Source organism: Maribacter zhoushanensis (assembly GCF_029350975.1).
GTDB classification, from domain to species: Bacteria; Bacteroidota; Bacteroidia; order Flavobacteriales; family Flavobacteriaceae; genus Maribacter; species Maribacter zhoushanensis.
In genome coordinates, this window is the sequence record NZ_JARKMR010000003.1 from 227,491 (window position 1) to 253,792 (window position 26,302).

Below are 26,302 nucleotides of genomic sequence, written 5' to 3' on the forward strand. Positions count from 1 at the left end.
GTCCTTTTTAAATTAAAGCTGTAAAGCTTTATGATAATTTTAAAACACAAATAATCGGCTTATGGTATTTTTACGTAGATACTAAGAATACTTAACTGACTATGACAAAAATACTGATCATTGAAGATGATACTTCATTTGCTCAAATGCTTCAAAAGTTTTTGGCAAGAAATAGTTATGATGTAGTATTAAGTCATACCGGGTTAGATGGTGAAAAACAGTTAAAAGAACAAGATTTTCAATTAGTGATTACAGATTTGCGTCTGCCGGATTATGACGGAATTAAATTGGTTTCTAAGCTAAAAGGACAAACACCCGTTATTGTAATGACAGGGTATGCAGAAGTGTCTACAGCAGTAAAGGCAATGAAGATGGGGGCTTATGATTATATCTCCAAGCCATTTACACCAGATCAAATGTTGTCGGTTATTGATGGAGCATTGAATTCTAGACCAGTAATTGCTAAAGAAGCCACTAAAGAAAATTCTAAAGCCAGTGCGCCAATTGAAAAAAGTGGAGCTAATTCTGAACATTTACTTTTAAGTAGTGATGCCACTCAGAAACTAGAAGAGCATATTGTTCTGGTTGCACCTACAGATATGTCGGTTTTAATCATTGGTGAAAGTGGTACGGGTAAAGAGGTTACGGCGAAGGCTATTCATCAGAAAAGCACAAGAAATGAAAAGCCCTTTATAGCACTTGATTGTGGGGCAATACCAAAAGAATTGGCTGCAAGTGAGTTTTTTGGACATATAAAAGGAAGTTTTACTGGCGCAGTTGCTGATAAAATAGGGAGTTTTGAAGCGGCAAATGGCGGAACATTATTCTTAGATGAGGTAGGTAATTTATCTTATGAGAACCAAATACAATTATTAAGAGCTTTACAAGAACGAAAGATTAAAAGAATAGGCAGTAATACAGAAATACAGGTTGATGTTAGAATTTTATCGGCTACAAATGAAGATTTAAAGGCAGCAGTTGAAAAAGGTACTTTTCGTGAAGATTTGTACCATAGGTTAAATGAATTTTCATTGCAAATTCCTGCTTTGAAAAACAGACATGGAGATTTACCGGTATTAGCCAATCATTTTTTAGAAAAGTTCAATAAAAAGCTGAACAAGCAAATCTTAGATTTCTCAGATGAGGTCTGGGATATTTTTAAGGCATACAACTGGCCTGGTAATATACGTGAGTTGCAAAATGTCGTTCAACGTGCGGTATTGCTGACCACAACTGATAAAGTGCAGGCAAATACGTTACCTTCAGAATTAATAAATCCTGTTTTAGAAACAGTGGAATTAGGTAGTCTTTCAAAAGCAGATTTTGAAAAAGAGCAAATTGTAAATGCCTTAAAAATAACTAATTATAATAAATCTAAAGCAGCAAAACTGTTACAGGTAACCAGAAAGACACTGTATAATAGAATCAATTATTATGATTTGGATTTGTAATTTTTTTTGAAAATATATCAATTAGATTTTCAATTCCCTTCTCTAACTTTTTGAATTTTTTCATTACTTCATTATGACTAATTTCATCATTTTTCATTACTTCAAATACCTCTAAAATAGGTATAGCGTTTTGTATTTCTAATTGACGAAACATTGGAAGCATTTTATGGGCAATTTTGTTCAATTGTTCAATGTCATTACCAGTTGCAGCAGTATGAAGATATTGAAGGTTTTCTTCGGTATCTTTCCTGAAAATAAATAACACTTCGTCAATAGCATTTTGGTCATCACCCAAAAACAATTTTAAGTTATTTAAGCTGAGTAATTCGTATTTATCGTCTTCAAATACACTTGGTGAATAGCTTTCAAGTTCAGTGGGTTGATTAAATAAATTATTTAATTTTTGAACTAATTCGGTATTTGAAAATGGTTTGCGTAGAAGGCTGGTAAATCCTTTTTCTGTGAAATGCTTTAATGATAAATCTCGTCTACCGGTCATTGCCAAAATGGGTTGATTATGGTAGTTGTTGTGCAAGCCAGATTTTAATTGGTTTACGATTTCATAACCGGTAACGTTTGGCATTTCTATATCTGTCAAAACCACATCGAATTCAAAATTTTCTTGTGGTGTAAATTCGTTAAAATCTGAAAATAACTTAGCTTCGATTCCTATAGATTTTAGCATTTCACCAATAAGTTTTAGTAGTGATGCATCGTCATCAAAAACAATCATTTTAATATCTTCTAGTACTATGGTTTCTTGAGGTGTTTCTTCTAATTCTTTACCAAATTCAATAGGTATTTTAAGAATGAAAGTACTGCCTTTGTTAATATCACTTTCCAATAAGATGGTGCCTTGAAGTAGTTCTGTGAGTTTTTTGGTAATGGTAAGTCCTAATCCGTAACCGCCATATTTTTTATCGGTATCGTTTTCTGCTTGTGTAAACTCTTTAAAAATCAGCTCTTGCTTCTCTTGAGAAATCCCTATTCCTGTATCGGCTATTTGTAGTTTAAGGTATTTACGTTTTTCTTTATCCACTATGCTTCCAGTCAAGGTAATAGTACCTTTTTCGGTGAACTTGTACGCATTTCCTAAAAGGTTAGATATTATTTGTCTTAAACGAAAAGCATCCGAAATTACAGTTTGTTTTAAAGGATCATCCAGATTTAAAATCAATTCAATATCCTTATTTAGGTATTGCGTTGAAATATTTTTAGAACTTTCTTGTATTAATTTATCGGCTCTAAATGTGTCGTGCTTTGTAACTATTTTACCAGCTTCTAACTGAGAAAAATCAAGCAAATCATTAACTAAGTTGTTTACGTATAAAGTGGCAGATTTTATATGTGAAATATATTCTTTGTTATCCTTAGGATTATTACTTTCTTCAATAATATTGGTGTAGCCACTGATGGTATTTAAAGGGGAGCGTAAATCATGGCTTACAGTAGCAATCAACTGCTCCCTACTTTTTAATAACGATTCTGAGTATGACTTTTCTTTTTCTAGTTTCTCTCTATATGCGTTAGCTTTCCAAAAATCTCTATTGAGAATAAATGTAAAGATTCCCACTACTAAAAAACCAAGAATAGCAGCAATAACAGCTAGTCTAATACTTCTTTTCAATAGTGTTTCTTTTTTTATCGAACTTGCTAAGCTGTTCATGATAATCTCTTGCTCAAAAGAAGAAAGAATAGTGCGCAATTGCTGAGAGAGTTCAAAATCTGTTCTATTAATGTTGGTTTCACGAACCGCTAAAGAATTTTCATTAATGGTGTTTTCTTGTTGTACATCTTTTAATAGATTTTTAGAGACTTGAACAACACTGTCCATAGTCTGTGCATTCTGTTTAGGGTCGCCATCTGCAGGTACATTGGCATTTAAATAATCCGCAACCTTTTTTATGGCGCTTTGTGCTTTTGGTGAAAGTTCTTCAAAGTTTGGTGCTAGCCCTTCAGGTTTAATAATACCCAAAGATTCCTCTAGCTTATCAAACTCCTTTAAGGCGGAATTTATGGCTGTACCTGTTTGATCTTTAAGTCTAATGGAGCGTAATGCATTTATATTGGTTACTTTTTTGTTGAGTAAAGAGCTTAAGCTATCTAAAAGTCCACGTTGATGTTCACTTTCTGTAAGTGCTTTTAATTCTTCAATATGGGTGTGTAGCGAATCTATCTTATTCTCATAAGCTTTAAAGTTGATTCTGCTTTTTGTTTGTAAGGCGAGTTTAGACAGGCTTTCCGCTTCATACAATTGTGCAAGAAAAGAGTTGGTTTTAAGTAGTTTGTTGTCATTTTCAGAGGTTTGTTCAGTGGCAATATAATCTTGTACCTCATTGTAGATGTAATAAGAGGCTATGACTCCTAGAACAATCAGTAGCAAATAGCTGATGGTAATCTTAAGTGTGAATTTATTTTTATTTGAATCCATATAGTCTTTTTGTACTGGTATAATAAATACGATAAAACTGAGGGAAGAAGTTCTAAAATGATGTTAATTAAACAAGTTGTTATTTTTTTAGATTTATTTATGAGAGTTTAAATAACTGCATTACATTTGCCGCATCTCAAAGGGGTGCCGAGTTCTAATTTTGGAACAAAGCTGAGATTATACCCAAAGAACCTGGGCAGGTAATGCTGCCAAGGGAAAGTCCAAAAAGTTTATTTTAATTTTTTGGAATAAGATGTAGTATGAACATTTTGCTCATATGTAATCTTTTGGAAATGGAGCTTAGTTGCTCAAAAATCAATTTTAATTTTAGAATAATAGCCCCTTTTATTCGTATTTATTTTACGAATGAAACTATCTATTTTCACAATTGCGGCGTTTTTAGCGCTAAGTATGGGTGTCTGTGCCCAAGAACAGGAAACTGACTCTTTAGAGGGTAAAAAAGTGGTATTGGACGAGGTATTCGTCTCGGCAATTAGGGTAACCAAAGAATCTCCGGTTACATTTTCAAATCTTACAAAAGAGGATATTAAACCTAGAAATTTGGGTCAGGATATTCCCGTTTTAATGAATTTTTTACCATCTGTGGTAACTACTACAGATGCGGGTGCAGGTGTAGGGTACACTGGTCTTCGAGTAAGGGGTAGTGATGCTACACGAGTCAATGTGACCATAAACGGTATACCTTACAACGATGCCGAATCTCAAGGTACGTTTTGGGTAAATATGCCAGATTTTGCTTCTTCAACAGAAAGCTTGCAATTACAGCGTGGGGTAGGTACGTCAACAAATGGTGCAGGTGCTTTTGGGGCAAGTTTAAATGTATTGACAGACGGATTCTCACAAGATGCATATGCACAAATATCCTCTTCTATAGGCAGCTATAGTACCTTAAGAAATAATATAAAATTTAGCACGGGTCTTTTAAATGACCATATTGAAATTTCGGGAAGATTGTCTAAAATAAAATCTGACGGATATATAGACAGAGCTAGATCTGATTTGGAATCTTATTTTTTGCAAGCAGCTTATAAAGATGATAATACCTTGATTAAAGCATTGATGTTTGGTGGTCATGAGGTTACGTACCAAGCATGGTATGGTATAGACGCTCAGACATTACAAGATAACAGAACTTTTAATCCTTCAGGTATTTATACAGATTTAAACGGTAATACTCAATTTCATAATAATGAGGTTGATAATTACAAGCAGGATCATGCTCAGTTACTGTGGAATGAGCAGATATCTGATTTTTGGAGTACCAATATTGCATTGCACTATACCAGAGGTAGAGGGTTTTTTGAGCAATATAGAGAAGACGATGATTTTTCTACCTATGGTTTTGAGCCTTTAATAGTTGATGGAGCAGAAGTGAATTCTACTGACCTTATTAGAAGACGCTGGTTGGATAATGATTTCTACGGAACCGTTTTTTCTGCAAATTATAAGAAAGACAAACTAGATTTAATAATTGGTGGTGGTCTTAATAAGTATGAAGGTGATCATTTTGGTGAGGTAATTTGGGCTAGATATGCAAGTAACAGTAGTTATAGAGATCGTTACTATGATGATAGTTCATCTAAAACAGATTTTAACCTCTATACAAAAGCAAATTATCAATTAACTGACCAATGGTCGTTATATGGAGATTTACAATATAGAACGGTAGGTTACAAAGCAAATGGTGATGAAACAGGTTTGGTAGATGATACTTTTAACTTCTTCAACCCTAAGGCGGGCGTAACATTCGATTTAAATGCAAATAACAATTTCTATTTATCATATGCAGTTGCCAATAGAGAACCAAATAGGAATGATTATGAAAATGGAAACCCTAAGCCAGAGAAATTGAACGATTTTGAATTGGGATGGAGGTACGTATCTGCAGATGTACAGGTGAATACAAATCTTTACTACATGAAATATAAGGATCAATTAGTGGTTACAGGAGAATTAAATGATGTAGGTGCACCATTGAGAGAGAATGTTGGTGATAGTTACCGTTTTGGTTTAGAAGTAGATGCAAATATTAAATTGGGAGACAAATTTAATGTAAGGCCTAATGTTGCTATCAGTGATAATAAGAACAAAGATTTCTTTATTGATAGAGATGGTCTATTACAAGGTTTAGGAGATACAAATATTGCATTTTCACCAGGTTTGGTAGCGGGTAATATCCTTAGTTATATGCCTTGCGATGCTTTAAGTCTTTCGTTGTACTCAAAATTTGTTGGAGAGCAATATTTAAGTAACACAGATACCGAGGCATCTAAATTAGATTCTTATTTCACGAACGATTTCAATATCACCTATGAAATTGAAATGAATAACGTAGTAAAATCTATTGTATTCTCTGGTTTGGTGAATAACATTTTTAATGAAAAATACGTATCTAACGGTTACACTTATGTAGATAGCTGGTCTACACCCGGTAATTCTTTTGAAGTACAAGGCTATTATCCACAGGCGGGCACTAATTTCTTATTAGGGGCAACGGTAAATTTCTAATGCTCAGAAAAGTTAATTAGGTTTTTCAATATTAGAAATATAAGTTTTCAGCTAGGGTGTAGCTTTGCAAAAGGTTGCACCCTAGTTGTTTTAATTTATATGGGAGATAAAAATAGAAACTATGTTAAAGTTCTTAATTGGATATAATTACGCTGCCACCACTTAAAACTGCACGATATTCTAGCATGTCATAATAACGATTTTCATCATCGGGTCTATTCAATAGTTGACCGGTAAATAGGCTATATTGATAATCTTCACAGGAGCAAATAGCAATTTGACCGTCAAGTTCCATTGTTGAGCAATCATTTGGAGCATGATTTGGGCAGCTACCTTCAAAAGCTCTAAATTGATCAAATCCAGAGTTTATGACAAAAACACCTCTGGTACCAGCAAGATCACTTGGTATATAGATAGCGCTACCTGTATTTGTAAGAGGACTGTAAGAAGGCAGGTTCAAATTAGCTTCAAAACGAAAACCGATTTCCTGTAAAAACGGATTTCTGTTTGTGCCATCATTGCTACAAGCAGTGATAATCAATATAATTACGATGGTTAATCTCTTCATCATGCTTAAAATTTAGTTTTAAAAAACTTCAGCAAATGTGCGTAAAAATTATGTATATTTGTGTTAAATCCTCGCTTAAAAAGCCGAATTAATAGGCAATTGCAGAGGATTTGTTTATTTATAAAACGAGGAAGTTATGAGTAATATATCATACTATACTGCAGAGGGGTTAAAGAATCTTAAAGCAGAGCTAAATCATTTACGTGATGTGGAGCGTCCAAAAGCGTCTCAAGCAATCGCAGAAGCAAGAGACAAAGGAGATTTGTCAGAAAATGCTGAATATGATGCCGCAAAAGAAGCACAGGGACTCTTAGAGATGAAAATTTCAAAGATGGAAAATACAGTAGCAAATGCACGTTTAATTGACGAGTCTCAATTAGACACTTCAAAGGTGTTGGTGCTTTCTACGGTAAAGCTTAAAAATCAAAATAACGGCATGGAAATGTCTTATAAATTGGTCGCTGAAAGTGAGGCAGATTTAAAAACAGGTAAAATCTCTGTGAATTCACCAATAGGTAAAGGTCTTCTAGGTAAAAAGGTTGGTGATACTGCTGAAATAGTTGTGCCAAGTGGAGCTATTAAATTTGAAATTCTTGAAATTACAAGAGCTTAAAATTTTAAATAACTATATTTAATCCTATCCTTTTCATAAGGGTAGGATTTTTTTATTACCATTAAATACGAATTACTATGCCGACAATTTTTACGAAAATTATTAATGGTGAAATTCCATGTTACAAAGTAGCTGAAGATGAAAATTTCTTGGCTTTTTTAGACATCAATCCTAATGCAAAAGGGCATACGCTTTGTATACCTAAAAAAGAGGTGAACAAGATTTTAGATTTGGATGAAGAAACCTATTTAGGGTTAATGTCCTTTTCAAGAAAAGTAGGTTTAGCTTTAGAAAAAACGGTTAATTGTAAACGAGTAGGTATGTCGGTCATCGGTTTAGAAGTACCACATGTTCATGTTCATTTAATCCCGTTAAACGAAATGAAAGATGCTACTTTTCAACATAAGGTAAAATTAAGTGATGAAGAGTTTATTGAACTAGCCGAATCAATTGGTTCTAAAGTTGAATAGCTCCAGAAATAAATAAGTATACTGCACCGGCTACCAAAGCTATTAGAACCAAAATAAGGCTATAGAAAAGTAATGTTGGTTTAGATGATTTTTTAGTAGGTATTGCGGTTTTTTGATAGTAATTGAACATGCGTTCAATATCATCTGTCCAGGTTACTGGGTAAATTGTAGAATGGCAGGTATTACAGACCAATTTATTGCTTAATTCACCTGTAATTTTATGAAAGAAGATCCCGTAAGTATGTTTTTGATAAAAAGTAAGGTTTAAATCTTGATTAAAACACTCAGGGCAGTTATTCGTCAGTTTGGCTTCCTTAATAACTTCTAATTTTTCCTTCGCCATAATTAGTGAGACACTTTTAAAGAAATTTGCATTATAGTTCCTTCTTTGCCAGATGATAACACCTTTATTTTTCCATCGTGATATTCCTCCACAATTCGCTTAACTAAAGAAAGACCTAAGCCCCAGCCTCTTTTTTTTGAGGTAAAGCCGGGTGTAAAGATACTATTATAGTTGCTTTTAGAAATACCGTGCCCGGTATCGGCTATTAAAATGTTGACAAATTTGTTGTCCTGGACAATTTCTATGGCAATACTACCCTTGCCTCTCATGGCATCAATTCCGTTTTTGACCAAGTTTTCTATCGTCCAATTGTATAAAGAACTGTTTAGCATAACTGGCAGGTGGTCAATTTTTGTACTAAAAGAAAAATGTATGAGTTTAGAGCTTCTACGCTTTAAGTATTCAAATGCATCTTGTGTTTCTTTTACAATATCACTTTCAACAAGTTTAGGTAGCGAGCCAATTTTAGAAAAACGTTCTGTAATAGTTTGTAATCTGTCAATATCCTTTTCTATTTCTTTGGTAATACTAGGGTTGATCGCTTCAGATTTTAAAAGTTCGTTCCAGCCTAAAAGAGAAGAGAGTGGGGTACCTATTTGGTGCGCGGTTTCTTTGGCCATACCTGCCCATAATTTATTTTGTTCAGAGGCTTTATTGGTTCTGAACAGAAAATAGATAACTGCAGCAAAAAGAAAAATAATAAGAAGTAGCGCAATAGGATAAAATTTCAACTTGGTTAATACATCAGAATTACCGTAATATAATGTCGCTAAATGCTCACCTTGTTGATCAATAGATATAGGTGTGTTTTCGTCCTTAAATTTTCTGAGTTGGCTTTGTATATAAACAGAGTCTTTAGACTTGTTGGGCGGAAAATTATTTACCCTAATAGATTTATCCTTATTAATAAGAATCATTGGGGTAGAGGTGTTGTTTTGAAAAACCTTTAAGTGTAAGCTACCTAAATCTACGGTTTCAGAAGATTGTAGAAACTCTGATTGAGCGGTTGCCCAAATCTCCATTTTAAGGCGTTCTTCTTCTTTAAATTGTTTAAAAAAGCTATTGGTATTCCATAAGATAAGACTCACTACTACAAACGAGCCTATCAATAGAAAAATGTTGGAAATTTTGTTTTTAGGAATAAAGTTCATCCAATAGTTATCTAATACTAAAGATAACCCTAATTGTGAATAATTGTTGTGTTGTAATCGTTGTACCGTGTTTTATAACAACATCATTTTATGTATTTTTGAACTCTATTGTAAAAAGAGTTCAAGATGGAAATAGAAGGTAAAGTAAAATTGATAGGAGAAACCCAAACTTTTGGGTCTAATGGCTTTAGAAAAAGAGAATTGGTAGTTACTACAGATGAGCAGTATCCACAACATATTATGGTAGAGTTTGTTCAAGATAAATGTGATTTATTGAACAGCTACGGTGTAGGTCAAGATGTAAAAGTGAGTATTAACTTAAGAGGAAGAGAGTGGACAAATCCTCAGGGTCAGGTAAAGTATTTTAACTCTATTCAAGGATGGAGAATAGAAGGTGCATCGCAAGGAGCTCCAGCAGCAGGTATGCCACCGGTTGCACCAATGGAAGCTTTTGAGCCTGCAGATAATTTAAACGAAGAGGATCATGATGATCTTCCTTTCTAAAAATTGCAAATAGTTATTTAAGACGATAAGTCTTTATAATAATAAACTTGTTTAGCTTTAAATAGTTAAACAAGTTTTTTTGTTTTATGACCTTTAATTATTTTGAACGAAAATTTAAAAGCCTTAATTAGTCATGTATTTTTTGACCGATGAACTTATTTTTCCATCAGTAGAGAGTGCCAATGTAGAAGGCTTGTTGGCGGTTGGTGGTGATCTATCTCCAGAACGATTGCTATTAGCATACCAGAGCGGCATATTCCCGTGGTTTGATAATGATTCAATAATTTTATGGTGGAGTCCTGATCCTAGAATGATTCTTTATCCTAATCAAATAAAAATCTCAAAAAGCATGAGAAAGGTTATTAGTAACGATCAGTTTCGATTAACAAAAAACACGTGTTTTAGAGAAGTGCTAGAATATTGTTCATCTGTACCTCGTGAAGGTCAAGAAGGCACTTGGATTACTCAGGATATGAAAAATGCATACATAGAATTACATGAGAGAGGTATTGCAAAATCATATGAAGTTTGGGAAGGCGATACTTTGGTAGGTGGTTTATATGGAGTTGATCTAGGTAATGTTTTTTGCGGTGAAAGTATGTTTAGCTTAACATCTAATGCATCTAAATTTGCGTTTATTAAGCTAGCGGAAGAATTACAGGCTAAAGAGTATAAGGTTATAGATTGCCAATTGCACACTGACCATTTAGAGAGTATGGGTGCTCACGAAATATCGAGACAAGAATTCATGAAGTTTTTAGATTGATATGACCAGACTGTTCAAGAAAAAGAAAACGTGCTCTGTGCTTTCTGTATAATTTTCCATTCTAAATTGCACCCCTAATTGCGCTTTTAGGTGTTGCGATATAGACCATCCAATTTGTGAGGTTAGTCGTTGGTCATACATAGGCCTTATACTTTTACCTACACTCAGTAAAGATTCTGTAGTAGCTACTAAATAAGGTTCACCAATATCCATTTTTAAACCTTTTAATGGAAAATCTATTGCAAAACGATATCTAAAACGATGCACAACGTTAGAAGGTTGAATGCGTTGCTCTATTCTAAATCGGTTTCCAAAACGAGCACTATTCACTTTTTTGGTAATATTGAATTGTTGGGTTAGCCTAAGTTCATTTTCCTTATTATTTTCAAAAGCTTCCCTAAATCTATATTGAACACCTAGACCTATACTCTTATAAGGGTCTATGGTCAAAGAAGAAAAATGAGCAATCTCTATTTGTCGTATGTTTAGCTGTGCTTTGTTGTTATGATACGTATAATTTCTATTTGATAATGAAAAATTCTGCTTCAATAATGGGGTTACTCTATAGTTTAAAGCAACTTCAGGTTCCCAATAGGCAGTCGTATTATTTTGTGAACGAGCATAATGGGCGCCTAACAATAGTAAGACTATAATGAACCGAACTTTAATACAGTACGTGATCATAATTTGGAGGAAGAGAAGTTCTTATATTTTTAAAATTTCCATCAGCATCAAATAGAATTTCATAATCTAAATAGCCTTCATCTTTTTTGCCAACAATAACTATTTCATAATTGTTAGCAGGTAGAATAAGATTTTGAAATGCATTTTTGAAAATTTCTTCTGCTTGTTCTTTATTTGAAGGATATTGCTGTTGAAGCCTCTTTATTTTATATTTGGTGAAATTATTGTTCAAATAACCCACTATTTTGTCATAGGTGTCATTGGGTATATCTGTAGATTTAATAAGTATTTCTATATCTTCCAATATGCCTTCTTCATTAAATTCTATACTGTACCAAAGCTTGTCTTTTTTAAGTTTTGCCTCATAACTAATTTTAGTGCTATCTGTCTCTTTGTAGAATTTAATACGCTTAAAATCTGCTACATTTTCATCAATGGTCGCTATTGCCAAAGCAGGAAACTGAGATTTAAGAATACGATGTTCCCTCTCGTATTTGTATTGAGAATGACCAAACTGAAAACAGAATAGGCAAGCGATTAAAGTTATTTTTATAAAATGATTTTTCATAAGAGTTGTAATGGGTTCATATTATACTTGATTGTACCTAAAACAATCTACTTGATGATCGTTTACCATACCAGTGGCCTGCATGAATGCATAAATGATTGTGCTCCCTACAAATTTAAATCCGCGTTTTTTTAAATCTTTGCTAATAGCATCAGATATAGGCGTATTTGCTGGAGCCTCTTTGTAATTTACTACTGCATTCTTAATAGGTACGTTGTTCACAAATTTCCAAATATAACTGCTAAAACTGCCAAACTCTTTTTGAATTTCTTGATATGCTATTGCATTGGTAACCGTAGCACGAACTTTTAATTTGTTTCTGATAATTCCTTCATCCTGCAGTAAAGACAAGATTTTAGTTTCAGGGTATTTGGCAATTTTCTTGTAATCAAAATGGTCAAATGCAACTCTGAAATTCTCTCTTCTTTTTAAAATGGTAATCCAGCTTAACCCAGCTTGAAAGGTTTCTAATACTAAAAATTCAAAAAGGAGACCGTCATCCTTAACGGGAACGCCCCATTCTTGATCATGATATGCTTCGTAAAGCGTATCACCCTTGCACCAGCCGCACCTGTTTTTCTCCATAAAATAAAAGTACTATTAATTGAGTTCTGTTCAAACTAAAACCAAGTAACAATACATAAATACAAGGGCATACCCAAAGTAATGTTGAACGGAAATGTAATTGCCAAGGCCATAGGTAAATATAAGCTGGGATTTGCTTTAGGTGCTGCTAACCGCATAGCTGCAGGCACGGCTATATAAGAAGCACTTGCCGCTAAGATGGCAAATAAAAATCTATTTCCTACACTTTCGGTAAAAATGGTGCTGACCATAGCGACGATACTACCGTTTATAAGAGGTATTACTATAGCGAAAATAAAAGCAAACCATCCTTTTTTAATAAAATCAGCCAGTTTTTTACCGCTGGTAATACCCATATCTAAAAGGAAAACTGCTAAAAAGCCTTTGAAAATATCTGTAGTAAACGGTTCTATGCCTCTGGCATGTTGATCACTGGCCAAAAAACCGATAATTAAACTACCGATTATTAGAAGTACACTACCGTTTGTTAAAGAATGCCTTACTACGTTGGGTAGAAAAATTTTGTTTTCTTTGTTTTTTTGAAAATAAGACATCAACAGTACGCCGATAATAATAGAAGGTGCTTCCATAAGTGCCATTACCGCGACCATATGACCGCCAAAATCTATCTGTTCCATTTCTAAAAATGATACAGCGGTGACAAAAGTTACAGCACTTACTGAACCATATGATGCGGCTATAGCACCAGAGTTTGCGACACTGAATTTTCTTCTTAAAATAAAATAAGTGTAGAATGGTACGAACAAAGCCAAGAAAACACCGAATAACAAAGACCATAGAATTTCTATGTCGAGATTGCTATGCGAAAGTTCTAGACCACCTTTAAAGCCAATAGAAAACATTAAATAAAGGGAAATGAACTTTGATGAATTTGGCGGAATTTCTAAATCACTTTTTAATTGAACGGCAATTACCCCTAAGAAGAAAAAGAGCAGGGCCGGGTTGGTCAGATTATCTAACAGTAAATGTAAATCCATAAAAGTTTATTTGTAAAAAGGTTAAAGGGAGTTACTTGATCTAAATGTCATAACATAACTCCCTTTTCTAAAAGAAAGATTGAATATTATTACAGGGCGTTCAGTTTTCGTTCACCCTGGTCTTAATGAATAATATTAAAGTGATTATACTACAAGAAACTAAGATTTGGGTTAAAAACAGCCCATTGTTTTTGTAGGAAAGTAGGATAAGGGTTCCCATAAATAGAATGGTGGCTAACAAGGGTAGACTTACTTTTTTAAACATAATGTTTTTTTTAAGAAAGAAATTAAGACTATTCGTTTATGGTTATTTCTAGTACACCGTTAATTGTAACCGTTACGTTTTTACCAAATTGATCTCTAAAAAACTCATTTGAGATTTTCTTGTCATTTTGAAGTTGACCTATTCTACTGTCAGGAAATTCTGTGTTTGATTTTGAAAAACCTTCGCAAAGAGATAGGCGTTGTAATTTGTGAAAGTTTATTTTTTCATTGATGAGGTTCTTTACGATATCATTAGCCTCAGAAACTGTAAACTCACCATCTACGAGTTGAATGTTCTGTTTTTTGATAGTTTTTTTGACTTCGTCTTTAACTTCTGCGTTCATAATATTTAGTTTATAGAATTTGATTCGGGTGCAAATCTTATATTTTTTATTCATTTAATTTTATTTATATTTATTATGTCATACATAAAAATATTTTATGAATTATACATTGCATCAATTAAAGATATTCCTGCAAATATCTGAAAGTGAAAGCATTACAAAGGCTTCTGAAGAGTTATATCTAACACAGCCAGCAGTGTCTATTCAGTTAAAAAATTTTCAAGATCAGTTTTCTATTCCTTTAACAGAAGTTGTAGGGCGAAAGCTTTATGTAACTGATTTTGGTAAGGAAATTGCAGTGGTCGCCAAAAGAATACTCCAAGAAGTAGATGCTATTAATTATAAGATTCTATCCTATAAAGGAGAGTTGGTGGGTAAATTGAAATTTTCTGTAGTATCTACCGGAAAGTATGTAATGCCGTATATGATTTCAAATTTTTCACACCAGAACAAGGGTGTTGATTTAGTAATCGATGTTACCAATAAATCTCAAGTAATAGAAAGTTTAGAATTGAATACGGTAGATTTCGCCATGGTGTCCGTTTTACCTAAAAAGCTGAAGGTGGAACGTGTAGAGCTTATGCAAAATAAATTATATCTAATTGCCGGTAAAAATGGATTGGGGAGCAAAACCCTTTCTAGAAAGAAAATATTTGAGCAATCACCATTAATTTATAGAGAGGCTGGCTCTGCAACAAGGGCCGCAATGGAAAATTTTATAACTAAGAACAAATTCGAGGTTCGTAAAAAAATTGAACTTACCTCTAATGAGGCCGTAAAGCAGGCGGTAATTGCAGGTCTGGGTTTTTCGATAATGCCTATAATTGGGCTAAAGAATGAACTCAAAAATAAAGACGTGCAAATTATACCGATCAAGGGTCTGCCTATAGAAACCAAATGGAATTTAATTTGGCTTAAATCAAAAAAGTTATCACCCACCGCTTTGGCATTTTTAGAATATTTGGAGGAAGAAAAAAATCAAGTAATTGAAGATAATTTTAGTTGGATAGATGCTTACTGAGTTTTTTAATTTTTTGCTGTTTGATCTCGTAGTAATTGAATTTGTTCATCATTCATGTAAATAATGGGAACGGCATAGATCAATGGCATGTTTTCAAAATACTTTTGCCTTAATACCTTGTTGATCGTAGTAAATAATAGCGCTTTTGTTTTTCCTTCTATGATCGTTTTCTTCTCAAAAGTGATCTCTCCGTTCTCTTCATTTTTATTGAAAGCTTTATTGCTTATGATGTTGGCGCTATATATTAATTTTTGAGTTAAAAGTAGTCTCGCAATTTCTTCTGCCTGTTTTTTTGTCTTGACAATTATACGTGCTAAAACCATATGTATAAATTCTATTGATTTCGATTATTTAAAATAAAACCCAATTTTTATTTTCATGTTGCAAAGTAAATAGTACGGGGGTAATGAGAGTTTTTAGTTCGTAAAATACGAATGTAAGGGCTGTCAAAAAGGTGTTACTATTATAAATTAATGTTAAACTATTAAGATATGATAGTAATACTATTATATTTGCAATCGACTTAATTAAAATAATATGGATAAGCTATTACAAGGGGTTCAAATAAGAATCAATGAGAAGCTTTACGTGAAAGATCCGGAGTCTTCTGGGCTTGGTAAAAAGATTATTGAATTTAGTATTCAATTGATCAATGATATAGGCTTTGAAAGTTTTACCTTTAAGAAGCTTGGTGTTCAAATAGGGTCTAATGAAAGCTCTATTTATCGTTATTTTGAAAACAAACACAAGTTATTGTTATATCTAACATCATGGTATTGGGGTTGGATGGAGTATCAATTGGTTTTTGCTACCAACAGCATTAAAAATCCTAAAGAGAAGTTATTAAAAGCCATATTTATTATGACTAAGACAACTAAAGAAGATTCGGATTTTTCTCATATCAATGAAATATTATTGAACAATATTGTCATAAACGAATATTCAAAATCTTATTTGACCAAAGAGGTAGATGCAGAGAACAAAGAAGGGTTCTATGCAATTTATAAGAGATTGGTAGGCAGGTTGGCAGAAATGATTATAGAGGTAGATGCTACCTATGAATACCCTACTAGTTTAGCCAGTACTATATTAGAAAACGGTTTACATCAACATTATTTAAAAGAACATTTTCCGTCACTAACAGATTGTACCAATAAAATAACGCCTACACAGTATTTGACACACCTTGTGTTTAACACCCTAAACAACACCATAGATGAATAAAAATATACTAACCGCCTGGCAACGTTTTCTGGGTCTTTTGAAATTGGACAAGAAAGATATATTTCAGGTATTTTACTATGCCATCTTTGCAGGTGTTGTTAACCTTTCGTTGCCTTTAGGTATACAGGCGATCATCAATTTAATGCAAGGCGCTCAGATAAGTACATCATGGATTGTATTGGTAATAGGGGTAACCATTGGTGTTGCGTTTGTAGGTATACTACAATTAATGCAAATACGAATTATTGAAAACGTACAGCAAAAGATATTTACAAGAGCTTCGTTTGAGTTTGCTTATCGTTTCCCAAAGATTAAAATGAGTGAACTTCATAATTACTATCCACCAGAATTGGCGAATAGGTTTTTTGATACCTTGACCATTCAGAAATCTTTATCAAAGGTTTTAATAGATTTCCCTGCTGCACTGTTACAGATTGTTTTTGGGTTATTGCTATTATCTTTTTATCACCCATTTTTCATTGTTTACGGCATGCTTTTACTTCTATTAATTTATGTAGTATTTAAATTTACTGCTCAACGTGGTTTAGATACCAGTTTAGATGAGTCTAAGAGTAAATATAAGGTAGCGCACTGGTTACAAGAGATTGCACGTTCAATAGTAAGTTTCAAATTATCGGGTAAAACCTCTCACGCTTTAGATAAGAACGACACTTTAGTGATTGAATATTTGAATGCAAGAGAAAGTCATTTTAGAGTAATTGTATTGCAGTTTATTCAAATGATTGGCTTTAAAGTTTTGGTAACGGCCGGGCTTCTACTAATTGGTGGTTTGTTGGTGTTGAATCAAGAAATGAATATTGGGCAATTTGTAGCGGCCGAGATTATCATTCTTTTGGTGATTAATTCTGTGGAAAAACTAATTGTTGGTCTAGAGACATTTTATGATTTATTGACATCGTTAGAGAAAATGGGACAAGTGGTAGATAAGGAATTAGAAATTCAAGAAGGAGAAAAACCATTTATTGAAAACCAGGCATTTACTGTAGAGTTAAGTAATATTTCTTATAGTGTACCTGATCCAAAAAGAAAGATTATTTCTAATTTAAGTTTAACCATATCACCTACATGTACAATTCTTTTAAGAGGAAATAGTGGATCTGGTAAGAATACTTTGTTGAGACTTATCGCAGGAATCATTCAACCGGATAGTGGTGGTGTTTATGTAAACGGTGTATCTCTAAAAGGGATGAATTTAAATTATTACCGTTCTCACCTTGGTCAATCTCTGCCAGAAGAATCACCTTTTGAGGGTACTATTCTGCACAACATCACTTTTGGAGATAAAGAAACTACAAATGAGCAGGTGTATTGGGCGTTAGATAAAGTAGGACTTACAGATTTTGTTAAGCAACAACCAGATGGGCTCAATACGGTTCTCTATCCAGAAGGAAAACAAATTCCGTATACGGTTTCAAAAAAGATTGTTCTGGCAAGAAGTATTGTTCGTAAGCCAACACTTTTAATTTTAAAAGACCCATTGGATCAATTCAATAATGAAGAAGCAGATAGAATTCTTAACTTTTTAAGTGATCCATCTAATGGTTGGGCATTATTGGTAGTAAGTGAAAATGATAAGTGGATTAAAAAATGTTCACGGATCATAACCATGGACAAAGGACAGATTATTAACGAAATCGCAGGAAAAGATGCTTAATATATCTCATAACAAACTAAATCAAAAGGTTTCAATTGAGCGATTTAAGTCGGTTCAAAAAGTAAACCATCAAAGGCATTACAAGCATTTTAATAGATTTCTATTTGCATTTGCAGTAGTAGGGGTTATCGTTTTGTTTTTGCCTTGGACACAGACTATTAACGCAAGAGGCTTCTTAACCACCCTTACCCCAGGCCAAAGACCACAAACTATTCAATCTCAAATTCCGGGTAGAATAGAAGAATGGTATGTACAAGAGGGTGATTATGTAAAAAAGGGAGACACCATACTATTTATATCTGAAGTAAAATCAGAGTATTTTGATCCAGATTTGGTAGAAAGAACAGGGCAGCAATTAAAGTCAAAAGCATCTTCTGTAACCTCTTATGAGGATAAGGTGAAATCTTTAGATAATCAAGTAGCGGCCTTATTCAATGAAAGGCGATTAAAGTTAGAGCAAGCCAAAAATAAATTGATGCAGGCAAAACTAAAGGCACAAAGTGATAGTATAGATTTTGAGGCTGCAAAGACAAATATTCAAATTGCGGAGCGTCAATACGAGCGTACCGCTCAGTTACAAAGCGAAGGTTTAAAGGCAGTGACAGATGTTGAGGCAAAACGTTTAAAGCTTCAAGAGACACAAGCAAAATTACTCTCTCAAGAAAACAAATTATTGGCTGCTAAGAATGAGATTATAAATGCTGAAGTAGAAATCAATAGGGTGCAGGCTTCGTATACAGATAAGATTTCAAAGGCGCAGAGCGATAAGTTTACCGCAATGTCCAATCAATTTGATTCAGAGGCACAGGTTAGTAAATTAGAGAATGATTATACCAATTACCAAATGCGAAGCCAGCTTCGTTATATTCGGGCGCCACAAAACGGTTACATCAATAAAGTGCTTACTGCAGGTATAGGTGAAACTTTTAAAGAAGGTACCCCGTTAGTGGGTATTATGCCGGCTGATTACGATATGGCGGTTGAAACGTTTGTAGATCCTATAGATTTACCCTTGATCCATTTAGGGGAAAGCGTACGAATACAGTTTGATGGTTGGCCTGCAATTGTTTTTAGTGGTTGGCCAAATGCATCTTACGGTACATATGCGGGTAAAGTAGTGGCTATAGAAACCTTTATAAACCCTAATGGAAAATACAGAATATTGCTGTCGCCGGATAAAGATGATCAAGCATGGCCAGAAGCTTTACGTGTTGGGTCTGGTGCAAATACCATAGCCCTGTTAGAAGATGTGCCAATCTGGTATGAACTATGGCGTCAACTTAATGGTTTTCCTGCCAATTACTATCAACCGGAAGGGGCTCAAGATAAACCTGTAAAAAAATAAGAATGAAAAGAATTATTATCTTTTTCTATCTATTATTTGGGTTAGTGGTGAGTGCCCAAACTGTAGATTCTGTACAGCTAAATTTCAGGGAATATTTGGGTTACGTTAAAAAGTATCACCCGGTGGCCAAACAGGCAGAAATGGTGATGAGCGTTGGTCAGGCAAATCTGATGAAGGCACGTGGTGGTTTTGACCCTAAAATTGCGGTAGACTATGCTACAAAGGAATTTAAAGGATCAGAGTATTATGATTTATTGAATTCTACCTTTAAGGTTCCTACTTGGTATGGTATAGAATTAAAGGGTGAATTTGAGCAGTATTCTGGCGAGTATTTAAATGCGGAAAGAAACGTGCCAGATGACGGTTTATATAGTGCCGGCGTGGCTCTTTCTTTAGGTCGTGGCTCTTGGATCAATGAAAGAATGGCTACCGTTAAAAAAGCAAAATTTTTTAGGGAGCAATCTAAGGCAGATAGAGATTTATTGGTCAATCAAGTATTGTTCGATGCCTCATTGGCATATTTTAATTGGTTACAGGCGTACAGAAATAGTTTGTTGTTCAATGATTTTTTATTGAATGCCAAAGTAAGGCTAAAGGGTGTTAACCGTAGCGCACAAGCAGGTGAAATTGCCGCCATAGATACTGTTGAGGCAAAGATTGCGGTTCAGAATAGGGCGTTAGAAAAAGAGCAGGCCAATGTAGTTTTGCGTAATGCCAGATTAGAACTTTCTAATTACCTATGGATGGGTGAAAACATTCCTATGGAACTACAATCGCAAGTTGTTCCAGACACTTCTTTAGATGCTGAAATTGACCAAGCTCTGGAAATCTTAGGAAAACCGTTAGATAGTTTTGTGTTAGAGAATCATCCAAAGCTAAAATCACTAGGTTATAAAATTGATGGTTTAGTAGTTGATAAGCGTTTAAAAACGAATAAGCTTTTACCTAGAATTGATGTGGAGTATAAGTTCATTACAGATGAGCCCAGATATTTAAACTCATTTGAAACACAAAATTATAAAGCTGGTTTAAATTTTGAACTCCCCTTATTTTTGAGAAAAGAGCGTGGCGATTTAAAATTGGCAAAACTGAAGTTAAAAGATGCTCAATTTGAGCTTGATAATGCTGAGGTGCAGATTCAGAATAAAATAACTGCTATTTATAACGAGTTAGATTCTTTTCAGAATCAGAATGTTCTAATAGATGATATTGTGTCTAGTTATGAAGCGCTGTTAGCTGCTGAAGAACGAAAATTCAGTTTTGGCGAAAGCTCACTTTTCCTGATCAATTCTAGGGAAAGTAAATTGATAGATGCGGTGCTGAAGCAAAACCAAGTGGAAAATAAATATTTTACGGCAAAGGCTAAGCTATTTAATAGTCTGGCGGTGAATCCTGAAAATTTGTAAGCATTGTACTTTTATTACTACTAAATCGTTCAATTAGAGATTGTAAAATAGTAAGCGCATGGAATTAGTGATAGATGATTTAATAAAAAAGGGATTACAAACCGGTTTTAGTTATGCTGAATACAGGACTTTGGTGGCTGATTTAGCTGAAAAAGGAGAAGCAAGTGGTCCTGAACAGTCAGAAGCTTTAACACAATACACGCAGTTAAACAATAGCCGTATGCGTAGATGGGATAAAACCTTAAAGTTTAGTGATGAAGCTGTGGCTAAAATTAAATCTATAGACAAGAAAATTTCATGGTTGGTATTCTCTGAAAGCTGGTGTGGTGATGCATCACCTGCATTACCTGTTATGAACAAGATTGCAGAGCTTAATCCTAATATTTCTTTATCTATAATTCTTCGCGATGATAATTTAGAGGTGATGGATCAGTTTTTAACTAACGGAGGCAGGTCTATTCCTAAATTAATTGCTGTTGAAGAGGATAATAGTACCGTAGTTGCCACTTGGGGACCAAGATCGGCAAAAGCAACAAAATTGGTTGAAGATTATAAGACAGAGCATGGTAAGTTAACCCCTGAGTTTAAACAGGACCTTCAAATGTTTTACAATAAAGATAAAGGTCAAAGTATTTTAGAAGACTTACTACAGTCGCTGGATAGTCTGGTATAAAAACAGGGCTTTTTATCTTGTATTAGATTACTTCCCTTGAAATAAATAAGTGATCGTTCCTTTTTGAGAATCTTTGGTAGAAGAATTAAATCTTGCTTTTAACGCATAGTTGATGGCGTTATCAACAAGGCATCCGTTAGAAGTGCCTGAGCTTTTGGCATTATAATCTGCTTCGGTAACATAGCCTAAAGCATTTACCTCAATATTAATGACCACTTTACCGCCTTCTATACACGTGTATATTGGTGGTGGTAACTTATAGTTGTTTCTGTCAACTAAAGAGTAAGAAACAGAAGTTCTCCTTGCGGCCAGGTTGTTGGTGAATTCTTTCTTTTGAGCTTCCTTTTCTCCTAGAAGTTGTTTTTTTTCTTCTCGTTTTTTTGCCAGAGCTTTAACTCTTGCGGAATAACCGTCATCAGAAATCATATTTTCTGTTGGGTCGCCATCGCTCATTTCATTGCGCTCTGCCATTAACTCCTCTAGTGTTTGTAGTGGTTCTGGATTGCCATAACTGGGCTTCGCAGTTTCGTTAAAGGCTAAATGACTTTTAATAGGGTCAGATTCTACTTGTTCCTCTTGTGGTTCTTCCTCTTTTAAGATTTCTTCTAGAACCTCAGGATCAATAACCATTTCAACAACATAATCTTCTTTAGATTCTTCTTGACTACCAAACTGAATATTATACAATACCAACACTACAATAGACATGCTAAAGACAGTGGCAAGTAATGATAATTGTTTTCTGTTCAGATTCATGGGTATATAACCTTAATAATACCAAAATATTTTAGAAGATCGATAAATGGTAATCAATTGTTTGTTACCTGCTTTCTTCTGTATCTAACAAGATATTGGCAAAAACCAAAGGGTCTTGAGCATTATCTACGTTAAAATCACCTATTTTGGTTCTTCTTAATGCTGTTAAATGCGCTCCAGATTTAAGTGCTTTACCAAAATCATGTGCCATAGACCTTATATAAGTTCCTTTGCTACATGCAATTCTAAAGTGAACATTCAATCCTTCAACAGCTGTAATTTCAAAAGTGCTTACATTAACTTTGCGCTTTGGTATATCTACTGTTTTACCTTCCCGTGCCAATTCATACAACCGCTTTCCATCTTTTTTAAGTGCTGAAAATACAGGTGGCGCTTGTTCTATGTCACCTATGAATTCATTGGTGGTGGCTGTTATAAGCTCTGTTGTAATATGATCTGTGCTGAAGGTTTCATTTATTTCTGTTTCAAGGTCATATGAAGGCGTTGTTGCCCCTAAGGTGAAAACACCTGTATATTCTTTTTCCTGCCCTTGGTATTCCGTGATTTTCTTAGTGAATTTTCCAGTACAGATAATAAGAAGTCCCGTAGCTAGTGGGTCTAACGTACCTGCATGTCCTATTTTAAATTTCTTTAAACTGAATTTCTTTCTTATAGCCCATTTCAATTTATTGACCGCCTGAAAAGAGGACCATTCTAGTGGTTTATCAATCAATAATACCTGACCGTTTAAATAGTCTTCTTTGGTCAAATCTTTCATGAATTTGGGTGTTTTTTAGAACTACGGATTAGTGAATCCGTATATAACGGCTATCAATCCTACAACAAGACAGTAGATGGCAAAATAGGATAGCTTGCTTTTGCGAACGAGTTTGATCATCCAAGTACAAGCGGCAAGACCGGCAACAAAGGCTGCAATAAAACCGGCGCCCATGGCTACATTATTTTCTCCGTCAAAAGTTAAATCTCCGCTCATTAGGTCTTTGGCAATTTTACCGAATATTAGTGGAACGACCATTAAGAAAGAAAATCTTGCAGCTTTTGATTTATCTACACCTAACAGCACAGAGGTAGAAATTGTAGCTCCACTTCGTGAAATTCCTGGTAGCATGGCAATTGCTTGAGAAATACCTACAATAAAGGCATTACCAAAACTTACTTTCTTATCAGTGTCTTTCGCTTTATCGGCAAAATATAAAAGTACTGCTGTAATGATTAACATGAAACCAACAAATCTAATGTTGCCTCCAAAAAATGCTTCTAACTGTTCTTCAAAAAATAAGCCTACAAATACGGCCGGTAACATTGAGATGATAATTTTAGCGGAAAACTGACTTTCCTCGTTCCATTTAAACTGAAGCAAACCACTTAAAATTTCCCAAATGTCTTTTCTAAAAACAACAATGGTACTTAACGCAGTAGCAAAGTGAAGTACTACGGTAAATAATAAACTTTCTTCTTGTACAGAATTATCTCCTAAAATGGCTTTACCCAGTTCTAAATGTCCACTTGATGAAACAGGTAAAAACTCGGTTAATCCTTGAATAATACCGAGAATAATAGCGTCTAAAGTATCCAATTAATCTTTCTTTTTGTGTGGGTTCAATAAAATGGCATAAATTTCTATACCTAAGCCAATAAGCACTAAAGTTGGTGCAAGTCTTATTCTTCTAAAATTATAGATTTCAGGATTAAAAACGTTGGGGTCGTCACTACCACCACCGCTCATTAAGATAAAACCTATTGCAATACAGGCAAGACCAATAAACATGAACATGTAATTTTTCTTCTGAAAAATAAATTCTTGTTTAGAATGCTGTTCCACTTTGTTGTTTTTACTCATGCCGCAAATTTAATAATATAATTCGTCCGTTCTAAGATTTAAGAAGCGTTGGGTCGCGAAATAGGTGCTAATGAACGAAATAAGTATTCCCAATAGAAAAACGCTAACAAATAAAATAACCAAAATATAAGGTTCATCAAATAATCCTAAATCTTGAAAATTAGTATTTACATAATACACAACACCGCCAATAGCCAATAAGGCAATAGCGGCACCGATCATACCAAGTTTAATGTTTTGCCATATAAATGGTCTTCTGATAAAGGTCTTTGTAGCCCCAACCATTTGCATGGTTTTAATGATAAATCGTTTAGAATAAATAGATAATCGTATAGAGCTATTGATTAATAACACGGCAATAAAAGTAAATATGGCACTGGCAACCAAAATCCAAAATCCTATTTGTTCTACGCTCTTGGCGACCATGCTTACCAGAACTCTATCATAGCTAACCTCGTCTACGAAGGTCTTTTCTGAGAGGGTGTCGGCAATTTCTTCAACTTTTTCAGCAGTAACAAAATCGGCATTTAACTTTACGTCTATGGAATTTTTAAGCGGATTGTATCCTAAATAATCAACAAAATCTTCGCCAATATCTTCACTGTGTTGCTTGGCTGCTTCTTCTTTAGATACATAGGTAGAAGATTTGGTGTATTCAGACATAGCCAAAGTCTTTTGAAGCTGTTCAACTTCAATTTCTTTGGTATTTTCTTTTAGAAAGACAGAAATGGTTATTTGTTCTTTAGAACGATCTGCCATTTTTTTAGTGTTCAAAACCAGTAAACCTAAAATGCCCAATAGAAATAAGACTAATGCAATACTTAGCACCACAGAAAAATAGGAGGAGATGAGTTTGCGTCTTTGATAATTTTCGAAGGAGTTTGCCATAAACTTAAAATTCTCTGTAAAAATAACAAAGTAACCTTATACTTTAGTTTTTATTTAGTTTAGGAAGCGTTAAAGGTTTAGGAGCTGGCGGAATTCTTTTTCTTAATAAAAGCATTTGACCAAGATGGCTTGATTGATGTTCCATTACATGAAACCATGAAAAGTGATTGTTAATGTTTGATCCTGGGTAAACTTCTGCTAACCAAGCATCATCTCTAGCTTTGAAATTTTCTTTAGTTTTTGCTCTAACTTTTTTCCATAGATTAAAATAGTAACTAGCTTCTTTTCCGTTAATACTGTTACGTGCACCCTCTCCAAGAGCCATTGCTATATCTAACTGTTTAGTGTCTTCCTCATCATATTCCATTTCATCAAAAGTTAAGTTTTGGTAATATACTTCGGTAGCGATCAAGTGCATGATAAGTGCCCCTATAGAATTTGCTTCTTTATCCATGATGTGATCTAATTCCCTAACATCTAGGGAGCTCATTTGCTTTTCTATTCTAATGCTTAAGTTGTCTAGCATGGTAACTAAAGTGCCTATTTGTGGTGTAAATCCTTCAATAGGTCCTATAAGGTTCGATTTATCTTCTACTACCCCTTCCCCAACTATTATAATGGCATTTTTCCCGTCAGCGGTATCATCGGTGTTTGTAAAAGTGAACTCTTTTATTTTAACTGGGTTCTCCTCGCTTATCCCATTGGACCAACCAGAAATCCCGCTTTCGGTTAAAGTTTGTTCAAAACTTGGGTTTTTAATATCCAATTTTTCAAATGAACCATCTGGCTTTTCTGTTTCAACAATAAAATTGTCATAAAAGAATTTTCCATTGCCACTACATAGTCCTCCAAAAACTAATGCTTTTGCATTTTTGTCTATTTCACCTTCAATGGTATATGTTTTCCATTCATTAGAAAGAATAGGGCGATCACCCATATTATCAAAAAAGCCATTTTCTCCATCTTTTGTATCTGCTCTTGCCCAAAGACCAGACCAACTACTATCCTCATCAGTAATAGTTTTAGCGGATGCTGTTACCCTAAACTTAATTTTTTGGTCAGTTGTAATTGTAATATTTTGAGCAAAGGAGGTCCAATCACGTGATATTTCTTTTTGTGCGATTAATGTCGCAGTTGATAGGATAAGAATTGTTGCTATAAGTTTGGTTCTCATTACTTAAATT

At 34.2% G+C, this 26,302-nt stretch carries 28 protein-coding genes; 12 read left to right on the forward strand and 16 right to left on the reverse strand.

From position 1 onward, the window contains the following. The first annotated feature begins 101 nt into the window (after positions 1–101). Positions 102–1,451, forward strand: a complete 1,350-nt coding sequence (locus PXD56_RS11455; protein ID WP_276493482.1) for a sigma-54-dependent transcriptional regulator — start codon at positions 102–104, stop codon at positions 1,449–1,451. On the opposite strand, the gene PXD56_RS11460 is transcribed toward PXD56_RS11455, so the two are convergent. Then, a complete protein-coding gene (locus PXD56_RS11460) occupies positions 1,426–3,882 on the reverse strand; it encodes a hybrid sensor histidine kinase/response regulator (protein WP_276493483.1) in 2,457 nt (818 codons plus the stop codon). The two genes, PXD56_RS11455 and PXD56_RS11460, sit on opposite strands and share 26 nt — an antisense overlap. A gap of 366 nt (positions 3,883–4,248) precedes the next feature. Between PXD56_RS11460 and PXD56_RS11465 the strand changes: the two genes are divergently transcribed. Next, on the forward strand, positions 4,249–6,411 hold the full coding sequence (locus PXD56_RS11465) for a TonB-dependent receptor (protein WP_276493484.1): 2,163 nt from the start codon (positions 4,249–4,251) through the stop codon (positions 6,409–6,411). 133 nt (positions 6,412–6,544) lie between these two features. On the opposite strand, the gene PXD56_RS11470 is transcribed toward PXD56_RS11465, so the two are convergent. After that, positions 6,545–6,982 (reverse strand): Rieske (2Fe-2S) protein, encoded by a 438-nt coding sequence (locus tag PXD56_RS11470; protein ID WP_276493485.1) that lies wholly within the window; start codon positions 6,980–6,982, stop codon positions 6,545–6,547. A gap of 133 nt (positions 6,983–7,115) precedes the next feature. Here PXD56_RS11470 and greA point away from each other — a divergent pair, with 133 nt between their 5' ends. Continuing rightward, the gene (greA, locus tag PXD56_RS11475) at positions 7,116–7,592 is read left to right on the forward strand and encodes a transcription elongation factor GreA (protein WP_276493486.1); all 477 of its coding nucleotides are present in this window, start codon (positions 7,116–7,118) and stop codon (positions 7,590–7,592) included. Positions 7,593–7,669: 77 nt separating this feature from the next. After that, positions 7,670–8,062: an HIT family protein gene (locus PXD56_RS11480; RefSeq protein WP_276493487.1), complete on the forward strand. Its 393-nt coding sequence runs from the start codon at positions 7,670–7,672 to the stop codon at positions 8,060–8,062. Here the strand turns inward: PXD56_RS11480 and PXD56_RS11485 are convergent. Both PXD56_RS11485 and PXD56_RS11490 read right to left on the reverse strand, forming a co-directional pair. Continuing rightward, entirely contained in the window at positions 8,049–8,405 is a 357-nt protein-coding gene (locus tag PXD56_RS11485) for a hypothetical protein (protein ID WP_276493488.1), read from the reverse strand. The genes PXD56_RS11480 and PXD56_RS11485 overlap by 14 nt on opposite strands. Positions 8,406–8,407: 2 nt before the next feature. Beyond that, a complete protein-coding gene (locus PXD56_RS11490; protein WP_276493489.1) occupies positions 8,408–9,556 on the reverse strand; it encodes a sensor histidine kinase in 1,149 nt (382 codons plus the stop codon). A gap of 126 nt (positions 9,557–9,682) precedes the next feature. Here PXD56_RS11490 and PXD56_RS11495 point away from each other — a divergent pair, with 126 nt between their 5' ends. Both PXD56_RS11495 and aat read left to right on the forward strand, forming a co-directional pair. Beyond that, complete coding sequence (locus PXD56_RS11495; RefSeq protein WP_276493490.1) at positions 9,683–10,060, forward strand: DUF3127 domain-containing protein; 378 nt, start codon at positions 9,683–9,685, stop codon at positions 10,058–10,060. 133 nt (positions 10,061–10,193) lie between these two features. Beyond that, a complete protein-coding gene (gene aat, locus PXD56_RS11500) occupies positions 10,194–10,826 on the forward strand; it encodes a leucyl/phenylalanyl-tRNA--protein transferase (protein ID WP_276493491.1) in 633 nt (210 codons plus the stop codon). Here aat and PXD56_RS11505 read toward each other — a convergent pair. From PXD56_RS11505 to PXD56_RS11525, 5 genes are all read right to left on the reverse strand, one after another. Beyond that, on the reverse strand, positions 10,818–11,510 hold the full coding sequence (locus PXD56_RS11505; RefSeq protein WP_276493492.1) for a DUF2490 domain-containing protein: 693 nt from the start codon (positions 11,508–11,510) through the stop codon (positions 10,818–10,820). The genes aat and PXD56_RS11505 overlap by 9 nt on opposite strands. Next, positions 11,491–12,078: a hypothetical protein gene (locus PXD56_RS11510; RefSeq protein WP_276493493.1), complete on the reverse strand. Its 588-nt coding sequence runs from the start codon at positions 12,076–12,078 to the stop codon at positions 11,491–11,493. The genes PXD56_RS11505 and PXD56_RS11510 overlap by 20 nt, the downstream gene beginning before the upstream one ends. Before the next feature lie 21 nt (positions 12,079–12,099). Continuing rightward, positions 12,100–12,663, reverse strand: a complete 564-nt coding sequence (locus PXD56_RS11515) for a DNA-3-methyladenine glycosylase I (RefSeq protein ID WP_276493494.1) — start codon at positions 12,661–12,663, stop codon at positions 12,100–12,102. A 35-nt stretch (positions 12,664–12,698) separates the two neighbouring features. Next, positions 12,699–13,661, reverse strand: a complete 963-nt coding sequence (locus tag PXD56_RS11520) for a sodium-dependent bicarbonate transport family permease (protein WP_276493495.1) — start codon at positions 13,659–13,661, stop codon at positions 12,699–12,701. Between the two features lie 293 nt (positions 13,662–13,954). Then, entirely contained in the window at positions 13,955–14,269 is a 315-nt protein-coding gene (locus PXD56_RS11525; protein ID WP_276493496.1) for a hypothetical protein, read from the reverse strand. Between the two features lie 97 nt (positions 14,270–14,366). Here PXD56_RS11525 and PXD56_RS11530 point away from each other — a divergent pair, with 97 nt between their 5' ends. After that, complete coding sequence (locus PXD56_RS11530; RefSeq protein ID WP_276493497.1) at positions 14,367–15,290, forward strand: LysR family transcriptional regulator; 924 nt, start codon at positions 14,367–14,369, stop codon at positions 15,288–15,290. A 5-nt stretch (positions 15,291–15,295) separates the two neighbouring features. Here PXD56_RS11530 and cutA read toward each other — a convergent pair whose 3' ends face one another. Then, positions 15,296–15,613, reverse strand: coding sequence for a divalent cation tolerance protein CutA (gene cutA, locus PXD56_RS11535; protein ID WP_276493498.1), 318 nt, complete (start codon positions 15,611–15,613; stop codon positions 15,296–15,298). A 214-nt stretch (positions 15,614–15,827) separates the two neighbouring features. On the opposite strand from cutA, the gene PXD56_RS11540 reads away from it, so the two are divergent. Genes PXD56_RS11540 through PXD56_RS11560 form a run of 5 tightly spaced genes read left to right on the forward strand, consistent with a single transcriptional unit; the run spans position 15,828 to position 21,613 of the window. Continuing rightward, a complete protein-coding gene (locus PXD56_RS11540) occupies positions 15,828–16,514 on the forward strand; it encodes a TetR/AcrR family transcriptional regulator (RefSeq protein ID WP_276493499.1) in 687 nt (228 codons plus the stop codon). Continuing rightward, positions 16,507–18,189, forward strand: coding sequence for a peptidase domain-containing ABC transporter (locus tag PXD56_RS11545; protein ID WP_276493500.1), 1,683 nt, complete (start codon positions 16,507–16,509; stop codon positions 18,187–18,189). The genes PXD56_RS11540 and PXD56_RS11545 overlap by 8 nt, the downstream gene beginning before the upstream one ends. Next, complete coding sequence (locus tag PXD56_RS11550) at positions 18,182–19,534, forward strand: HlyD family secretion protein (protein WP_276493501.1); 1,353 nt, start codon at positions 18,182–18,184, stop codon at positions 19,532–19,534. Before PXD56_RS11545 ends, PXD56_RS11550 begins: the two co-directional genes overlap by 8 nt. 2 nt (positions 19,535–19,536) lie before the next feature. Then, on the forward strand, positions 19,537–20,940 hold the full coding sequence (locus PXD56_RS11555; RefSeq protein WP_276493502.1) for a TolC family protein: 1,404 nt from the start codon (positions 19,537–19,539) through the stop codon (positions 20,938–20,940). Between the two features lie 58 nt (positions 20,941–20,998). Then, positions 20,999–21,613, forward strand: coding sequence for a thioredoxin family protein (locus PXD56_RS11560; protein ID WP_276493503.1), 615 nt, complete (start codon positions 20,999–21,001; stop codon positions 21,611–21,613). A gap of 27 nt (positions 21,614–21,640) precedes the next feature. Here PXD56_RS11560 and PXD56_RS11565 read toward each other — a convergent pair whose 3' ends face one another. The 6 genes from PXD56_RS11565 to PXD56_RS11590 all read right to left on the reverse strand — a co-directional run bounded on the left by PXD56_RS11565 (position 21,641) and on the right by PXD56_RS11590 (position 26,292). Next, the gene (locus tag PXD56_RS11565; RefSeq protein ID WP_276493504.1) at positions 21,641–22,369 is read right to left on the reverse strand and encodes a hypothetical protein; all 729 of its coding nucleotides are present in this window, start codon (positions 22,367–22,369) and stop codon (positions 21,641–21,643) included. A gap of 64 nt (positions 22,370–22,433) precedes the next feature. Further along, entirely contained in the window at positions 22,434–23,147 is a 714-nt protein-coding gene (truB, locus tag PXD56_RS11570; protein WP_276493505.1) for a tRNA pseudouridine(55) synthase TruB, read from the reverse strand. A 21-nt stretch (positions 23,148–23,168) separates the two neighbouring features. Then, complete coding sequence (locus PXD56_RS11575) at positions 23,169–23,966, reverse strand: undecaprenyl-diphosphate phosphatase (protein WP_276493506.1); 798 nt, start codon at positions 23,964–23,966, stop codon at positions 23,169–23,171. Beyond that, a complete protein-coding gene (locus PXD56_RS11580) occupies positions 23,967–24,230 on the reverse strand; it encodes a DUF3098 domain-containing protein (protein WP_036157077.1) in 264 nt (87 codons plus the stop codon). A gap of 9 nt (positions 24,231–24,239) precedes the next feature. Next, entirely contained in the window at positions 24,240–25,118 is an 879-nt protein-coding gene (locus PXD56_RS11585) for a cell division protein FtsX (RefSeq protein WP_276493507.1), read from the reverse strand. A 43-nt stretch (positions 25,119–25,161) separates the two neighbouring features. Continuing rightward, a complete protein-coding gene (locus PXD56_RS11590) occupies positions 25,162–26,292 on the reverse strand; it encodes a mycothiol transferase (RefSeq protein WP_276493508.1) in 1,131 nt (376 codons plus the stop codon). Between the last annotated feature and the right edge of the window lie 10 nt (positions 26,293–26,302).

Coding starts and splice junctions, on each gene's coding strand:
- PXD56_RS11455 (WP_276493482.1), top strand. CDS start 102: ATGACAAAAATACTGATCATTGAAGATGATACTTCATTTGCTCAAATG.
- PXD56_RS11565 (WP_276493504.1), bottom strand. CDS start 22,369: ATGAATCTGAACAGAAAACAATTATCATTACTTGCCACTGTCTTTAGC.
- cutA (WP_276493498.1), bottom strand. CDS start 15,613: ATGGTTTTAGCACGTATAATTGTCAAGACAAAAAAACAGGCAGAAGAA.
- PXD56_RS11515 (WP_276493494.1), bottom strand. CDS start 12,663: ATGGAGAAAAACAGGTGCGGCTGGTGCAAGGGTGATACGCTTTACGAA.
- PXD56_RS11505 (WP_276493492.1), bottom strand. CDS start 11,510: ATGATCACGTACTGTATTAAAGTTCGGTTCATTATAGTCTTACTATTG.
- PXD56_RS11560 (WP_276493503.1), top strand. CDS start 20,999: ATGGAATTAGTGATAGATGATTTAATAAAAAAGGGATTACAAACCGGT.
- aat (WP_276493491.1), top strand. CDS start 10,194: ATGTATTTTTTGACCGATGAACTTATTTTTCCATCAGTAGAGAGTGCC.
- PXD56_RS11460 (WP_276493483.1), bottom strand. CDS start 3,882: ATGGATTCAAATAAAAATAAATTCACACTTAAGATTACCATCAGCTAT.
- PXD56_RS11485 (WP_276493488.1), bottom strand. CDS start 8,405: ATGGCGAAGGAAAAATTAGAAGTTATTAAGGAAGCCAAACTGACGAAT.
- truB (WP_276493505.1), bottom strand. CDS start 23,147: ATGAAAGATTTGACCAAAGAAGACTATTTAAACGGTCAGGTATTATTG.
- PXD56_RS11555 (WP_276493502.1), top strand. CDS start 19,537: ATGAAAAGAATTATTATCTTTTTCTATCTATTATTTGGGTTAGTGGTG.
- PXD56_RS11550 (WP_276493501.1), top strand. CDS start 18,182: ATGCTTAATATATCTCATAACAAACTAAATCAAAAGGTTTCAATTGAG.
- PXD56_RS11480 (WP_276493487.1), top strand. CDS start 7,670: ATGCCGACAATTTTTACGAAAATTATTAATGGTGAAATTCCATGTTAC.
- greA (WP_276493486.1), top strand. CDS start 7,116: ATGAGTAATATATCATACTATACTGCAGAGGGGTTAAAGAATCTTAAA.
- PXD56_RS11585 (WP_276493507.1), bottom strand. CDS start 25,118: ATGGCAAACTCCTTCGAAAATTATCAAAGACGCAAACTCATCTCCTCC.
- PXD56_RS11525 (WP_276493496.1), bottom strand. CDS start 14,269: ATGAACGCAGAAGTTAAAGACGAAGTCAAAAAAACTATCAAAAAACAG.
- PXD56_RS11590 (WP_276493508.1), bottom strand. CDS start 26,292: ATGAGAACCAAACTTATAGCAACAATTCTTATCCTATCAACTGCGACA.
- PXD56_RS11490 (WP_276493489.1), bottom strand. CDS start 9,556: ATGAACTTTATTCCTAAAAACAAAATTTCCAACATTTTTCTATTGATA.
- PXD56_RS11545 (WP_276493500.1), top strand. CDS start 16,507: ATGAATAAAAATATACTAACCGCCTGGCAACGTTTTCTGGGTCTTTTG.
- PXD56_RS11470 (WP_276493485.1), bottom strand. CDS start 6,982: ATGATGAAGAGATTAACCATCGTAATTATATTGATTATCACTGCTTGT.
- PXD56_RS11510 (WP_276493493.1), bottom strand. CDS start 12,078: ATGAAAAATCATTTTATAAAAATAACTTTAATCGCTTGCCTATTCTGT.
- PXD56_RS11540 (WP_276493499.1), top strand. CDS start 15,828: ATGGATAAGCTATTACAAGGGGTTCAAATAAGAATCAATGAGAAGCTT.
- PXD56_RS11530 (WP_276493497.1), top strand. CDS start 14,367: ATGAATTATACATTGCATCAATTAAAGATATTCCTGCAAATATCTGAA.
- PXD56_RS11465 (WP_276493484.1), top strand. CDS start 4,249: ATGAAACTATCTATTTTCACAATTGCGGCGTTTTTAGCGCTAAGTATG.
- PXD56_RS11520 (WP_276493495.1), bottom strand. CDS start 13,661: ATGGATTTACATTTACTGTTAGATAATCTGACCAACCCGGCCCTGCTC.
- PXD56_RS11580 (WP_036157077.1), bottom strand. CDS start 24,230: ATGAGTAAAAACAACAAAGTGGAACAGCATTCTAAACAAGAATTTATT.
- PXD56_RS11495 (WP_276493490.1), top strand. CDS start 9,683: ATGGAAATAGAAGGTAAAGTAAAATTGATAGGAGAAACCCAAACTTTT.